This is a genomic window from Streptomyces sp. NBC_01176 (genome assembly GCF_045039825.1).
In the GTDB taxonomy this organism is placed as follows: Bacteria; Actinomycetota; Actinomycetes; order Streptomycetales; family Streptomycetaceae; genus Streptomyces.
Genome location: NZ_CP108600.1, coordinates 3,329,503 through 3,343,992, shown reverse-complemented (window position 1 = coordinate 3,343,992; position 14,490 = coordinate 3,329,503). Strand labels below are relative to the sequence as shown.

Genomic DNA, 14,490 nt, shown 5'->3' with positions numbered 1-14,490 from the left:
GGCCCGGATGGGAAAGCGCCGGAATGGGAAGCCCCCGAACAGGGAGGCCGCGGACGGGAAGGCCCGGATCGGGAAGCCCCCGGACGCGGAAGCCCCCGGACCGGGAGGGCCCGGATGGGGAGGGCCCGGACGGGAAAGCGCCGGAACGGGAAGCCCCCGGACAGGGAACCCCCGGACGGGAAAGCGCCCCGGACCGGGAAGCACCTCGGACAGGGAGCCCCCGGACGGGAAAGCGCCCCGGAGGGGCAAGCGCCCCGGACGCGGGGCGGGGAGGCGGGATCCGGGCTCCGGCTGAGACACTGGCAGCCGACACGTCACCAGCGCAAAGGACCCTCATGACCCGCGTGATCGCCGGCCGGGCCGGCGGACGCCGTCTGGCCGTCCCGCCGGGCACCGGCACCCGGCCCACCTCCGACCGGGCGCGCGAGGGCCTCTTCTCCACCTGGCAGTCCCTGCTCGGCGGCCCGCTGGAGGGCGAGCGCGTGCTCGACCTGTACGCGGGCTCCGGCGCCGTGGGCCTGGAGGCGCTCAGCCGCGGTGCCGGCCACGCCCTGCTCGTCGAGGCCGACGCCCGCGCCGCCCGCGTCATCCGGGAGAACGTGAAGTCACTGGGCCTGCCCGGCGCCGAGGTCAGGCCGGGCAAAGCGGAACAGATCGTTCAGGCACCGGCACCGGCGGAACCGTACGACCTCGTCTTCCTCGACCCGCCGTACGCCGTGTCGGACGACGATCTTCGCGAGATTCTGCTCACACTCCGGACGCAGGGCTGGCTCGCGGGCGAAGCGCTCGTCACCGTGGAGCGCAGCACCAGAGGCGGCGAATTCGGGTGGCCGGACGGTTTTGACGCGCTCCGGGCCCGTCGTTACGGCGAGGGGACCTTTTGGTACGGTCGCGCCGCCTCTACGTGCGAAGACGCACGATGACCGGACCGGAGAGCGAGGGACCACAGTTGCGCCGCGCCGTCTGTCCGGGGTCATTCGACCCCATCACCAATGGACACCTCGACATCATCGCCCGCGCTTCCAGGCTCTACGACGTCGTGCACGTCGTGGTGATGATCAATCAGTCGAAGCAGGGCCTGTTCACCGTCGACGAGCGGATCGAGCTGATCCGCGAGGTCACCGCGGATTTCGGCAACGTCCAGGTCGAGCCCTACCACGGCCTGCTCGTCGACTTCTGCAAGCAGCGGGACATCCCCGCCATCGTCAAGGGCCTGCGCGCCGTCAGCGACTTCGACTACGAACTGCAGATGGCCCAGATGAACAACGGCCTCTCGGGCGTGGAGACGCTGTTCATCCCGACCAGCCCCACCTACAGCTTCCTCTCCTCCTCACTGGTCAAGGAGGTCGCGACCTGGGGCGGCGACATCTCCCACCTGGTGCCGCCGGTGGTCCTGGAGGCGCTGAAGGGGCGGCTCGGCCAGGACTGACGGGCTGACAGTCCGTCACCCGGTGTCGGGTGGGGCGGGAGTGGTCGTACAGTCGAACCGTCCGTCTCCATCACAGCTGTAGAGAGTGGCGAGCACACGGTGGACGTGCAGAAGAAGCTCGATGAGATCGTCTCGGCGGTCGGCAGCGCCCGCTCCATGCCCATGTCGGCCTCGTGCGTGGTCAACCGCGCCGAGCTGCTCTCGATGCTCGAAGAGGTGCGCCAGGCCCTGCCCGGCTCCCTCGCCCAGGCCGAGGAGCTCATCGGCGGCCGCGAGCAGATGGTCGAGCAGGCCCGCATGGAGGCCGAACGGATCATCGAGACCGCGCACGCCGAGCGCGGCTCCCTGATCTCCGACACCGAGGTCGCCCGCCGTTCCCAGAACGAGGCGGACCGCATTCTCGCCGAGGCCCGCCAGGAGGCCGAGGAGATCCGCGCCGAGGCCGACGACTACGTCGACTCCAAGCTCGCCAACTTCGAGGTCGTCCTCACCAAGACCCTCGGCTCCGTCGGCCGCGGCCGCGAGAAGCTCCTCGGCACGGGTCCCGGCATCGACGAGCAGGGCTACGAGGACGAGGACGCCCCCGAGCGCAGCCACGACCCGGAGACGCTGCGCCGCAACGCCGACGAGTACGTCGATGTGAAGCTCGGCGCCTTCGAGGCCGTCCTCGCCAAGACCCTGGACGCCGTCGGCCGCGGCCGGCAGAAGCTGCACGGCCGGATCGCCAGCGACGACCTGGGCGACCTGGGCGCCTTCGGCGAGGACGGGAACACCGTCCAGCACACCAGCGACGCCGACTACCTGGCCGGTCTCGCCGAGCTCTCGGAGGCCCCCGAGCGGGCCGTCCCGGCCCCTGAGGTGCCGGCCCAGCCGACGTACGCGCAGCAGCAGGACGCCTACGCGTACCAGCAGCAGGCGGACCCCTACGGCTATCAGCAGCAGTACGCCCAGCAGGACGCGTACGGCTACCAGCAGGCCGATCCGTACGCCGCCTACCCGCAGCACGGCTACGACCAGCAGCAGGCCTACGACCAGGGCGGTCAGCAGGGCTATCCGCAGCAGCCGACGCACGCCCTGGACCCCCACGCGAACGCCCTGGACGAGACCAGCCTCTTCGACACCACCATGATCAGTGCCGAGCAGCTGCGGGCGTACGAGCAGGGTCGCTGACACCGGATTGGGACGAGAGCGAAAGGTCCAGTATCCTGGCTCTTCGGTCGCGTGTACGTCCGCGATCACCGCTGCCCGGGAACACCAGGGGCGGCGCCCCTCAAGTTTTGAAGATCGAAAGCAGGAACGGCTCTGAACACCCACCTCGACCACCGCAACCCACTCGTGTTCGACACACACGAGCTGGGCCGGCGTCCTGGTGCGCTGCAGCGCCTGACCCGCACGATCGACGCCCCCGCGGATCTCGGGATCCAGGGAGTCATCGGAGTGCCGGAAGGCGCCCCGGTGGAGCTCGAGATCAGGCTCGAGTCGGTCATGGAAGGTGTGCTCGTCACAGGCACCGCCCGTGCACAGGCCGAGGGGGAGTGCGTAAGGTGTCTGGAGCCGCTCGAGCAGTCGCTCGCCGCGGACTTCCAGGAGATGTTCTCGTACCCTGACGCCGACGACCGGGGCCGCGCCAAAGCGGAGCCGGCCGACGACGCCGGGGAATCCACGGATAACGAGGACAGGCTCTTCATCGAGGACGGCCTGTTCGACCTCGAACCCGTGCTGCGTGATGCGGTGGTGCTCGCACTGCCGATGCAGCCGGTGTGCCAGGACGACTGCCCCGGCCTGTGTTCCGAATGCGGAGTACGGCTCGCGGACGACCCGGACCACCACCACGACGCCGTCGACATCCGTTGGGCGGCACTGCAGGGACTCGCTGGTTCATCCGGAGACGGCGAGAAGGACGAGTTGAGCGGCGGCGCGCTTCCATCAGCGCACGTCGACGAGAAGCAGGAGAAGTAGCCGTGGCTGTTCCGAAGCGGAAGATGTCGCGCAGCAACACGCGCCACCGCCGGTCGCAGTGGAAGGCTGCGGTCCCCACCCTGGTTGCGTGCGAGCGCTGCCACGAGCCCAAGCTGCAGCACATCGCGTGCCCGGCTTGCGGCACCTACAACAAGCGCCAGGTCCTCGAGGTCTGAGCGGCCGGTGAGAGGTCTGATGTCTGACGCCAAGGCGGAAACCAACGCCAAGAAAAAGGCGGAGAACACAGCCTCGTCCCACACGCTTCTGGAAGGGCGGCTCGGGTACAAGCTCGAGTCCGCCCTTCTGGTGCGTGCGCTGACCCACCGTTCCTACGCGTACGAGAACGGCGGTCTGCCGACCAACGAACGGCTGGAGTTCCTCGGGGACTCCGTGCTCGGCCTCGTGGTCACGGACACGCTGTACCGCACCCACCCCGACCTGCCCGAAGGCCAGCTGGCCAAGTTGCGGGCCGCGGTGGTCAACTCGCGTGCGCTGGCGGAAGTGGGCCGCGGCCTCGAACTCGGCTCCTTCATCCGGCTCGGCCGGGGCGAGGAAGGCACGGGAGGCCGGGACAAGGCATCCATCCTCGCCGACACCCTTGAAGCGGTGATCGGCGCGGTCTATCTCGACCAGGGTCTGGACGCGGCGGGTGAGCTCGTGCACCGGCTCTTCGACCCGCTGATCGAGAAGTCCTCGAACCTGGGCGCCGGCCTGGACTGGAAAACCAGTCTCCAGGAGCTCACCGCGACCGAGGGGCTCGGCGTACCCGAGTACCTGGTCTCGGAGACCGGCCCCGACCACGAGAAGACCTTTACTGCTGCCGCCCGCGTCGGAGGCGTCTCGTACGGCACCGGCACCGGCCGCAGCAAGAAGGAGGCGGAGCAGCAGGCCGCGGAGTCCGCGTGGCGTGCGATCCGCTCCGCCGCGGACGAACGCGCGAAGTCGGCCCAGGCCGCCGAGCAGGTGGCTCAGGCCGCCCAGCAGGCAGCCCAGGCCGCCGAGGAGGCCGCCGAAGCCGCCTCGGCTCCGACGAGCGACCCGGCCACGGCCTGATTCCTTCGCAGAACGCCGCCGGCACCCGCGGCGGCCGCCGAACCCGCCCACCAGCGGTGTCAGCGGTCCCGCGGGGACAGCGGCACCCGTAGCAACAGCAGTACCGCAGTAACCGCAGAGCCCGAACCCCGTCGCAGCGTCCGTGCCGCGGCGGGGTTCGAGCATCCCCGAAGCCACCCTCCGAAGGAGCGCCGTGCCCGAGTTGCCCGAGGTCGAAGTCGTGCGGCGCGGCCTGGAGCGCTGGGTCAGCGGGCGGACCGTGACCTCGGCCGAGGTACGGCATCCACGGGCCGTACGCCGTCACCAGGCCGGGCCCGAAGCCTTCGCCGGTGCGCTCGCCGGGCAGCGCGTCGGACCGGCGATGCGCCGCGGCAAGTACCTCTGGCTCCCCCTGGACGACTCCCCGTTCTCCGTACTCGCGCACCTCGGCATGAGCGGTCAGCTCCTGGTGCAGCCGCAGGACGCCCCGGACGAGAAGCACCTGCGCATCCGGGTCCGTTTCGACGACGACCAGGGCACCGAACTGCGCTTCGTCGACCAGCGCACCTTCGGCGGCCTCTCCCTGCACGAGACCACCCCGGACGGCCTGCCGGACGTCATCGCGCACATCGCCCGCGACCCACTCGACCCGCTGTTCGACGATGCCGCGTTCCACACCGCCCTGCGTGCCCGCCGTACGACGATCAAGCGCGCCCTGCTGGACCAGTCGCTGATCAGCGGCGTCGGCAACATCTACGCGGACGAGGCGCTGTGGCGCGCCAGGCTCCACTACGAACGGCCGGTGGGCGGCTTCACCCGGCCGCGCACGGCCGAACTCCTCGGCCACATCCGTGACGTCATGAACGAGGCCCTCGCCGTCGGCGGCACCAGCTTCGACAGCCTGTACGTCAACGTCAACGGCGAGTCCGGCTACTTCGACCGCTCACTCGACGCCTACGGGCGCGAGGACGAGCCCTGCCGCCGGTGCGGTACGCCCATGCGCCGGCGCGCCTGGATGAACCGGTCCAGCTACTTCTGCCCCCGCTGCCAGCGACCGCCCCGGGTCACCGGCTGACGCCGACGCCCGCGAAAGGCCCGCCGACGGCGCGCGGGGGCGCGGATTCAGAGGCTCTCTCAGGCCTCGCGCGTCCCGTCGTAGCGCTCACGCGCCTCCAGGACGTCGTCCATGCGTCCCTCCAGGAAGTGGATGAGGGTGAGCAGCCGCTCCGCGACCTCGAGCCCGAGCGGTGTGAGGGTGTAGTCGACGCGCGGCGGGTTCGTCGGCCGGGCGTCGCGGTGCACCAGGCCGTCGCGCTCCAGCGCGTGCAGCGTCTGGGAGAGCATCTTCTCGCTGACACCGTCGACCCGGCGCCGCAGCTCGTTGAAACGGAACGTGCCGCCGTGCAGCGCTCCGAGCGTGAGCGATCCCCAGCGTCCGGTCACGTGCTCCAGCGTGCCCCGGGACGGGCAGCTGCGCGCGAACACGTTGTACGCGAGGTCCTGACACTCACCGCTCGCGGCGGTCGGCACGGCGATTTCCATGGGATCACCATACTCCCGGACAGCGCTAACCAGAAGGTTGCACTAACTAGAAGTTAGTGCTTTCCTTTGGTTCGTTGTCATCACCTGGAGGAGTCCCATCGTGAGCACCCCTGTTGTCTCCATCGCCTACCACTCCGGCTACGGCCACACCGCCGTTCTCGCCGAGGCCGTCCGCTCCGGTGCGGCCGACGCCGGTGCCGAGGTCCATCTGATCAAGGTCGACGGGATCACCGACGCGGAGTGGGAACGCCTCGACGCGTCGGACGCGATCGTCTTCGGTTCGCCGACCTACATGGGCACGGCGTCCGGCGCCTTCCACGTCTTCGCCGAGGCGTCCTCGAAGCGCTGGTTCGGGCAGGACTGGCGGGACAAGCTCGCCGCCGGATTCACCAACTCCGGCTCCAAGAGCGGCGACAAGCTGCACACCCTGCAGTTCTTCCAGATCCTGGCCGCGCAGCACGGCATGAACTGGATCAACCTCGGTCTGCACCCGGGCTGGAACAGCAGCTCGGCGTCGGAGCACGACCTGAACCGCCTCGGCGTCTTCGCCGGTGCCGCCGCGCAGACCAACGTCGACGAAGGTCCCGAGACCGTGCACAAGGCCGACATCGCGACGGCGGAGCACCTCGGCCGCCGGGTCGCGGAGGCGGCGCGGGTGTTCTCGCTCGGGCGCGCCGCCGCGTAGACGACGGCGGGAGCGCCCCCAGGTGTTCTTCGGAGCCCGTCCCCGCACCCGCGGCCGCGCCCTACGGGCAGGCCCAGCCTGCTACGACAAGCCCGCACCTGCCACGACAAGCCCGCACCTGCCACGACAAGGCCGCACCCACCGTTCTCGGCGGGCGCGGCCTCGGTCGTGCGTCGGGGGGGGGCGGTCAGTACCCGAAGTCCTGCGTCCACCAGGGACCGCCGGCGCCGAAGTGCACACCGACGCCCAGGGTCTTGAAGTCGCAGTTCAGTATGTTGGCGCGGTGGCCCTCGCTGTTCATCCAGGCGTCCATGACCGCTGCCGCGTCCGCCTGGCCACGGGCTATGTTCTCGCCGCCGAGCGCGGTGATGCCCGCCTTCGCCGCACGGTCCCAGGGGCTGAGCCCGCTCGGGTCGGTGTGGTCGAAGAAGTCGCGCAGGGCCATGTCCTCGCTGAAGGACTGGGCGAGGTCCGTCAGGGCGCTGGTCCCCACGACCGGGGTGCAGCCGACCTTGGCGCGCTCCTCGTTGACGAGCTTGAGCACCTCGGCCTCGGCGGCGGCCTCGGCCGTCACCGTCACCGGGGCGGTGGTGACCGGCGCCTTCGGCCTCGCGACCTCGGAGACCGGAGCCGAGGGCTCCGCCGGCTCGGCGGTCTTGCCCGGCTTGGTGGTGACCGGCTCCTGGGAAGGCGTCGCCGTCGGCGCGGCGGCCGCCGAGGTGGAGGGAGGCGCGGAAGGGGAGGAAGCGCGGTCGGAGTCGCGGCTCGTCGACTGGTCGTCGCGGCTGTCCGCACTGCCCGAGGTGCCGCCCTGCTGGGTCTCCTGGCCGGACGGGGAGCCGACTGCCTGCACCTGGTCGGAGTTGTTGCCCCCACCGCCGAGCGCGTAGTTCTCCGCGCCGGGCACTACTCCCGCGGCGACGGCGACGGTGCCCAGGGCCACGGCCGCCGAGACACCGAGCAGACCCGTGCGGACGGGCGTCGCGGCCTTCCTCTTGCGGTGCGAGCGCGCGGCGGCGTTGCCGGGGAGGTCGGCGATGGCGGCGTAGCCGTACAGGTTCTCCGGCCCATAGCTTTCCGTGAGGGGTCCGTGCGTATCGGTGACCCCGGTGGCGCGGCTTGTGGCGGCGCGGCCGGCGGCGGAGCGTCGGTGGCGTCCCATCTCCTGGCCTTCCTCGATCTTTCGGTCAGCGTCCCTCACTCGAAAGAGTGAGTTTCATATGAGACTCATTGGACCGGGACGGTACCGCATGGCGGGAGGGGAGGAAGTGCCCGGAGAGACTTTGTCCGGTTAGCGTGCAGGCATGAACGAGGTTGTACGACTGGTTGTCTGGGTACGCGGGCGCGTCCAGGGTGTGGGTTTCCGCTGGTTCACGCGGGCCAGGGCGCTGGAGATCGGCGGCCTGAGTGGTTTCGCTCTCAATCTGGACGACGGACGGGTCCAGGTGGTCGCGGAGGGCCCCAGGTCCGCGTGCGAGGGTCTGCTGGACTGGCTGCGAGGTGACGACACACCCGGGCGGGTGGACGGAGTCACTGAGATCTGGGACACGCCCCGGGGCGTGTACGACAGCTTCGCCATCCGGTGACGGTGACGGGCATGCGGCCCCCGCCGGACGCGGCGGCGCATGCCTTTGGCACCTGCCGGGAACGGAAACGGGCTGGTGGTTGCCAAGAACGGCTTGTCGTGGCAGGCTCCCGGGAGAAGGATGATCTCCACACCCCCAGGGCACCGCAGGAGTCGCAGCGCAGCCGCCCCAGAGCCGCGCGACAGTGGGTCGGCCCCCAATACGGGGTGTGATCGTGTTGACCGTCAAACTTTTTGGTGAGACGCTGAAAGCCCCGCGCACCTTAGCTGTTTGGCATGTGGAACCGCAGTAAGAATTTAGCAAGTGTCAAGCATCGCGGGTGCGATTCCCTCACGACCCACACCGCTTCGGTCGGTCACTCAGTGTGGAGGACCATCCATCATGGCAAAGGCGCTTCTCGGTTACGTCGGCGGTTCCGACCCGCGACTCATTGCCGAGATGCGACGGCTCCAGCAGCGCGTCCAGGACCTCGAATCCGAGCTCGGACGGATTCAGGCCGAGAACGACGCGCTCGCGGCTGCCGCTTCTCACGACTCGCTTCTCGAGAGCATCGACGTACCCCAGGCGGAGCCTGCGCTCACCTGATCACTGCACCGCACCACGACAGCAGTGGTTGGGCAGCCCCCTATCAACCGCTAAGTTGTCAGATTTGCAAGGGACGCCTCTTCGGCGTCCCTTCTTCTTTCCCCCGCCTGTACCTCAAGCTCTTGTACGTCTGGTGTGCCCTGCATGTTCATGGGTGAAACCGCGGGTTCATGGAGTGAGACCGGCCCGAAAGGTAGAGTCCGGCGGCGTGCACCTCAAGGCCCTGACCCTGCGCGGGTTCAAATCGTTCGCCTCGGCGACCACGCTGCGGTTCGAGCCGGGCATCACCTGCGTCGTGGGCCCGAACGGCTCGGGCAAGTCCAACGTCGTGGACGCCCTGAGCTGGGTGATGGGCGAGCAGGGGGCCAAGTCGCTGCGCGGCGGGAAGATGGAGGACGTCATCTTCGCCGGCACCACCGGCCGCCCGCCGCTGGGCCGTGCCGAGGTGTCCCTGACCATCGACAACTCCGACGGGGCGCTGCCCATCGAGTACGCCGAGGTCACCATCACGCGGATCATGTTCCGCAACGGCGGCAGCGAGTACCAGATCAACGGCGACACCTGCCGGCTCCTCGACATCCAGGAACTCCTGTCCGACTCCGGCATCGGCCGCGAGATGCACGTGATCGTCGGACAGGGACAGCTCGACTCCGTCCTGCACGCCGATCCCATGGGCCGCCGCGCGTTCATCGAGGAGGCGGCCGGCGTCCTCAAGCACCGCAAGCGCAAGGAGAAGGCGCTGCGGAAGCTGGACGCGATGCGGGCGAACCTCGCCCGGGTCCAGGACCTGACCGACGAACTCCGGCGCCAGCTCAAGCCTCTCGGCAGGCAGGCCGCCGTCGCCCGCCGCGCCGCCGTCATCCAGGCCGACCTGCGCGACGCCCGGCTCCGCCTCCTCGCCGACGACCTCGTACGCCTCAGGCAGGCGCTCCAGACGGAGATCGCGGACGAGGCGGCGCTCAAGGAACGCAAGGACGCGGCCGAGGCCGAGCTGAAGAAGGCGCTCCAGCGCGAAGCGCTCCTGGAGGAGGAGGTGCGCCGCCTCACGCCCCGCCTCCAGCGTGCCCAGCAGACCTGGTACGAGCTGTCGCAGCTCGCCGAGCGGGTGCGCGGCACGGTCTCGCTGGCCGACGCGCGCGTGAAGAGCGCCACCTCGGCGCCCCCGGAGGAGCGGCGCGGGCGCGATCCCGAGGACATGGAACGCGAGGCCGCGCGCATCCGCGAGCAGGAGGCCGAGCTCGAAGCGGCCCTCGAGGCGGCCGAGCACGCCCTGGAGGACACGGTCGCGCACCGGGCCGAGCTGGAGCGCGAACTCGCCGTCGAGGAACGCCGCCTCAAGGACGTGGCCCGGGCCATCGCCGACCGCCGTGAGGGCCTGGCCCGGCTCAACGGCCAGGTCAACGCCGCGCGTTCACGGGCCGCCTCCGCCCAGTCCGAGATCGACCGGCTCGCCGCCGCCCGCGACGAGGCCCAGGAGCGGGCGGTCACGGCGCAGGAGGAGTACGAGCAGCTGAAGGCCGAGGTGGACGGCCTCGACGCGGGCGACGCCGAACTGACGGAGCGGCACGAGGAGGCCAAACGGGCGCTGGCCGACGCCGAGTCCGCCCTCACCGAGGCCCGCGAGGCGGCCACGGCGGCCGAACGCAGGCGCGCCGCGACCCAGGCCCGCCACGAGGCACTGGCGCTCGGCCTGCGCCGCAAGGACGGTACGGGCGCGCTGCTGGGAGCGAAGGACCGGCTCACGGGGCTTCTCGGCCCGGCCGCCGAACTGCTGTCCGTCACCCCCGGGTACGAGGTCGCCCTCGCCGCCGCCTTCGGTACGGCGGCGGACGCCATCGCGGTCAGCACGCCTGCCTCGGCGGCCGAGGCGATCCGCCTGTTGCGCAAACAGGACGCCGGGCGGGCGGCGCTGCTGCTGGCGGGTGCCCCGGAGGAGCCGGCCGCGCCACGGGCCGGGGACGGCGTCGCGTCGAACGGGACCGTGCGCCGGGACGCGCACACCGGCGCACCGGCCGAGCAGGACCGGACCGGCGGCCACCCCGACACCCGACAGCCCGCCCATCACCACGGCGACGGCGACGACCGGAACGCCGGGAGCGTGCCGGCGCACCCCGTCCACCCTCCTCACGCCGCGGACCTCGTCCGGGGACCCGCGGAACTCATGCCGGCCGTACGGCGGCTGCTGCGCGGGATCGTCGTGGTCGGCACCCTGGAGGACGCCGAGGACCTGGTCTACGCGCGGCCGGGGCTGACCGCGGTCACCGCCGAGGGGGACCTGCTCGGCGCGCACTTCGCGCACGGCGGCTCCGCGGGGGCGCCCAGCCTGCTGGAGGTGCAGGCGTCCGTCGACGAGGCCGCGGCCGAGCTCGAGGAGCTCGCCGTGCGCTGTGAGGACCTCGGCGAGGCGCAGCACCGGGCCGCCGAGCGGCGCGGGGAGCGGGCCGCGCTCGTCGAGGAACTGGGGGAGCGGCGGCAGGCCGCCGAGCGGGAGAAGTCGTCCGTGGCCCAGCAGTTGGGGCGGCTGGCCGGACAGGCGCGCGGCGCGGCCGGGGAGGCCGAGCGGAGCGCCGCCGCCGCCGCGCGGGCGCAGGAGGCGCTGGACCGGGCGGTGGAGGAGGCGGAGGTGCTGGCCGAGCGGCTGGCCGTCGCCGAGGAGATGCCGGTGGAGGAGGAGCCCGACACCGCCGTACGGGATCGGCTCGCCGCCGACGGGGCCAACGCGCGGCAGACCGAGATGGAGGCCCGGCTCCAGGTGCGTACGCACGAGGAGCGGGTGAAGGGGCTCGCCGGGCGGGCCGAGGGGCTCGACCGGGCCGCGCGTGCGGAGCGCGAGGCACGCGCGCGTGCGGAGCAGCGGCGGGCCCGGCTGCGGCACGAAGCGGCGGTCGCGGAGGCCGTCGCCTCCGGCGCCCGGCAACTGCTCGCGCACGTCGAGGTCTCGCTGGGCCGGGCCGAGGAGGAGCGGGGCGCGGCCGAGAACGCCAGGACGTACAAGGAGCAGGCGCTCGGGGCGGTCCGGGGCGAGGGGCGCGACCTCAAGGCGGAGCTGGACAAACTCACCGATTCGGTTCACCGCGGAGAGGTGCTCGGCGCCGAGAAGCGGATGCGCATGGAGCAGCTGGAGACGAAGGCGCTGGAGGAGCTCGGCGTCGAACCGGCGGGACTGGTCGCGGACTACGGTCCGGATCAGCTCGTACCGCCGTCGCTGCCCGCCGAGGGCGAGGAGCTGCCGGAGGATCCGGAGCACCCGCGCAACCAGCCCCGCCAGTTCCACCGCGCGGAGCAGGAGCGACGGCTCAAGTCGGCGGAGCGGGCGTACCAGCAGCTGGGGAAGGTCAACCCGCTCGCGCTGGAGGAGTTCGCCGCGCTGGAGGAGCGTCACAAGTTCCTCAGCGAGCAGCTGGAGGACCTGAAGAAGACGCGTGCCGATCTCCTCCAGGTGGTGAAGGAGGTCGACGAGCGGGTCGAACAGGTCTTCACCGAGGCGTACCGGGACACCGCAAGGGAGTTCGAGGGTGTCTTCAGCCGGCTGTTCCCGGGGGGTGACGGGCGGCTGATCCTGACCGATCCCGACAACATGCTCACCACGGGTGTGGATGTCGAGGCGCGGCCGCCGGGCAAGAAGGTGAAGCGGCTGTCCCTGCTCTCCGGTGGGGAGAGGTCCCTCACGGCCGTCGCGCTCCTGGTGTCGATCTTCAAGGCCCGGCCCAGCCCGTTCTATGTGATGGACGAGGTCGAGGCGGCGCTGGACGACACCAATCTGCAGCGGCTGATCCGGATCATGCAGGAGCTGCAGGAGGCCTCGCAGCTGATCGTGATCACGCATCAGAAACGCACGATGGAGGTCGCCGACGCGCTGTACGGCGTCTCCATGCAGGGCGACGGTGTGTCGAAGGTCATCAGCCAGCGGCTTCGCTAGTCAGCGGCCTCGACGGCCGCACCGGTCGGCGGCTTCCCGGAGCGAGGCGGCGTGCCTCCCGGTTCTCGGGGTATCCGCACCACGTCAGCTCTATTCCTTCAAGACTTGAACATGATGGCCTCACCGGACCGGGGATAAGTCACAGCAATCTGACTATTGACTTCGATACTTGAAGGCATAGTCTCTGCAACGTTGCTTTTACCTTCAGGTGTGGTTGGCGTGCGGCTGTGTGCCACGGGAACCACCACCGAAGGGCTTGCCCCCACACCCCCGGCAGCGAGGCCGGTGGCCCGAGGAGTTACACGTGACCAGCACTGCGCAGGCACCCCAATCAGGAGCCGGGACGGCTCACCCCGAACATCTCGGGCACGTCATCTTCATCGCGGCGGCGGCCGCGATGGGCGGCTTCCTCTTCGGTTACGACAGCGCCGTGATCAACGGCGCCGTCGAAGCGATCCGGGGCCGCTACGACATCGGTTCCGCGGCCCTGGCGCAGGTCATCGCCATCGCACTGATCGGCTGTGCCATCGGCGCGGCGACCGCGGGCCGGATAGCCGACCGCATCGGCCGTATCCGCTGCATGCAGATCTCCGCCGTCCTCTTCACGGTCAGCGCCGTCGGTTCCGCGCTCCCGTTCGCGCTGTGGGACCTCGCCCTGTGGCGCATCATCGGCGGATTCGCCATCGGCATGGCCTCCGTCATCGGCCCCGCCTACATCGCCGAGGTCTCCCCCGCCGCCTACCGCGGCCGGCTCGGCTCCTTCCAGCAGGCCGCGATCGTCATCGGCATCGCCATCTCGCAGCTGGTCAACTGGGGCATCCTGAACGCCGCGGGCGGCGACCAGCGCGGCAAGCTCATGGGGCTCGAGGCCTGGCAGGTCATGCTCGGCGTCATGGTCATCCCGGCCGTCCTGTACGGTCTGCTCTCCTTCGCGATCCCCGAGTCGCCGCGCTTCCTGATCTCCGTGGGCAGGCACGACCGCGCCCATGAGGTGCTCAGGGAGGTCGAGGGCGACAAGATCGACCTGAACGCCCGCGTCGCCGAGATCGAGCACGCCATGAAGAGCGAGCACAAGTCGAGCTTCAAGGACCTGCTCGGCGGCAGCTTCTTCTTCAAGCCGATCGTCTGGGTCGGCATCGGACTCTCGGTCTTCCAGCAGTTCGTCGGCATCAACGTCGCGTTCTACTACTCCTCGACGCTGTGGCAGTCGGTCGGTGTCGACCCCTCGCAGTCGTTCTTCTACTCGTTCACCACGTCGATCATCAACATCATCGGCACCGTGATCGCCATGATCTTCGTCGACCGGGTCGGGCGTAAGCCGCTCGCGCTCATCGGCTCCGTGGGCATGGTCATCGGCCTCGGACTCGAAGCCTGGGCCTTCTCCTACGACCTGGTGGGCGGCAAGCTGCCGGCCACCCAGGGCTGGGTCGCCCTGATCGCCGCGCACGTCTTCGTCCTCTTCTTCGCCCTCTCCTGGGGTGTCGTGGTCTGGGTCTTCCTGGGCGAGATGTTCCCGAACCGGATCCGTGCCGCCGCCCTCGGCGTCGCCGCCTCCGCGCAGTGGATCGCCAACTGGGCCATCACCGCGAGCTTCCCGTCGCTGGCCGACTGGAACCTCTCCGCGACCTACGTGATCTACACGGCCTTCGCCGCGCTCTCCATCCCCTTCGTGCTCAAGTACGTGAAGGAGACCAAGGGCAAGGCCCTGGAGGAAATGGGCTAGGCCCCACCTCCCCGGACTCGGGGAGAAGGG

General features: G+C 70.4%; 14 protein-coding genes. 12 read left to right on the top strand and 2 right to left on the bottom strand.

Going from position 1 to position 14,490, the window contains the following annotated elements; genetic code table 11:
* The first annotated feature begins 335 nt into the window (after positions 1–335).
* From rsmD to mutM, 7 genes are all read left to right on the top strand, one after another.
* A complete protein-coding gene (rsmD, locus tag OG199_RS14165) occupies positions 336–923 on the top strand; it encodes a 16S rRNA (guanine(966)-N(2))-methyltransferase RsmD (protein WP_356805451.1) in 588 nt (195 codons plus the stop codon).
* 26 nt (positions 924–949) lie between these two features.
* Entirely contained in the window at positions 950–1,429 is a 480-nt protein-coding gene (gene coaD / locus OG199_RS14160) for a pantetheine-phosphate adenylyltransferase (RefSeq protein ID WP_266706294.1), read from the top strand.
* 99 nt (positions 1,430–1,528) lie between these two features.
* A complete protein-coding gene (locus OG199_RS14155) occupies positions 1,529–2,599 on the top strand; it encodes an ATP synthase F0 subunit B (RefSeq protein ID WP_401799936.1) in 1,071 nt (356 codons plus the stop codon).
* A 132-nt stretch (positions 2,600–2,731) separates the two neighbouring features.
* Positions 2,732–3,388 (top strand): YceD family protein, encoded by a 657-nt coding sequence (locus OG199_RS14150; protein WP_356805464.1) that lies wholly within the window; start codon positions 2,732–2,734, stop codon positions 3,386–3,388.
* 2 nt (positions 3,389–3,390) lie between these two features.
* Positions 3,391–3,564 carry a 50S ribosomal protein L32 gene (gene rpmF, locus OG199_RS14145; protein ID WP_006139588.1) on the top strand — a complete coding sequence of 58 codons (174 nt, stop codon included), beginning with the start codon at positions 3,391–3,393 and terminating at the stop codon, positions 3,562–3,564.
* A gap of 19 nt (positions 3,565–3,583) precedes the next feature.
* The gene (rnc, locus tag OG199_RS14140) at positions 3,584–4,441 is read left to right on the top strand and encodes a ribonuclease III (RefSeq protein ID WP_356805453.1); all 858 of its coding nucleotides are present in this window, start codon (positions 3,584–3,586) and stop codon (positions 4,439–4,441) included.
* A 193-nt stretch (positions 4,442–4,634) separates the two neighbouring features.
* A complete protein-coding gene (gene mutM / locus OG199_RS14135; RefSeq protein WP_356805454.1) occupies positions 4,635–5,495 on the top strand; it encodes a bifunctional DNA-formamidopyrimidine glycosylase/DNA-(apurinic or apyrimidinic site) lyase in 861 nt (286 codons plus the stop codon).
* Between the two features lie 59 nt (positions 5,496–5,554).
* Here the strand turns inward: mutM and OG199_RS14130 are convergent, their stop codons facing one another.
* Positions 5,555–5,962 (bottom strand): helix-turn-helix domain-containing protein, encoded by a 408-nt coding sequence (locus OG199_RS14130; protein ID WP_356805456.1) that lies wholly within the window; start codon positions 5,960–5,962, stop codon positions 5,555–5,557.
* Positions 5,963–6,062: 100 nt separating this feature from the next.
* On the opposite strand from OG199_RS14130, the gene OG199_RS14125 reads away from it, so the two are divergent.
* Entirely contained in the window at positions 6,063–6,647 is a 585-nt protein-coding gene (locus tag OG199_RS14125; protein WP_351717732.1) for a flavodoxin family protein, read from the top strand.
* A gap of 187 nt (positions 6,648–6,834) precedes the next feature.
* On the opposite strand, the gene OG199_RS14120 is transcribed toward OG199_RS14125, so the two are convergent.
* Complete coding sequence (locus OG199_RS14120; RefSeq protein WP_356805458.1) at positions 6,835–7,809, bottom strand: CAP domain-containing protein; 975 nt, start codon at positions 7,807–7,809, stop codon at positions 6,835–6,837.
* A gap of 142 nt (positions 7,810–7,951) precedes the next feature.
* Here OG199_RS14120 and OG199_RS14115 point away from each other — a divergent pair, with 142 nt between their 5' ends.
* The 4 genes from OG199_RS14115 to OG199_RS14100 all read left to right on the top strand — a co-directional run bounded on the left by OG199_RS14115 (position 7,952) and on the right by OG199_RS14100 (position 14,460).
* Entirely contained in the window at positions 7,952–8,233 is a 282-nt protein-coding gene (locus tag OG199_RS14115; protein WP_356805460.1) for an acylphosphatase, read from the top strand.
* A 381-nt stretch (positions 8,234–8,614) separates the two neighbouring features.
* Positions 8,615–8,818, top strand: a complete 204-nt coding sequence (locus OG199_RS14110; protein WP_107021972.1) for a hypothetical protein — start codon at positions 8,615–8,617, stop codon at positions 8,816–8,818.
* 208 nt (positions 8,819–9,026) lie between these two features.
* A complete protein-coding gene (locus OG199_RS14105; protein ID WP_405829752.1) occupies positions 9,027–12,737 on the top strand; it encodes an AAA family ATPase in 3,711 nt (1,236 codons plus the stop codon).
* A gap of 304 nt (positions 12,738–13,041) precedes the next feature.
* Positions 13,042–14,460 carry a sugar porter family MFS transporter gene (locus OG199_RS14100; protein ID WP_356809176.1) on the top strand — a complete coding sequence of 473 codons (1,419 nt, stop codon included), beginning with the start codon at positions 13,042–13,044 and terminating at the stop codon, positions 14,458–14,460.
* The last annotated feature ends 30 nt before the right edge of the window (positions 14,461–14,490 follow it).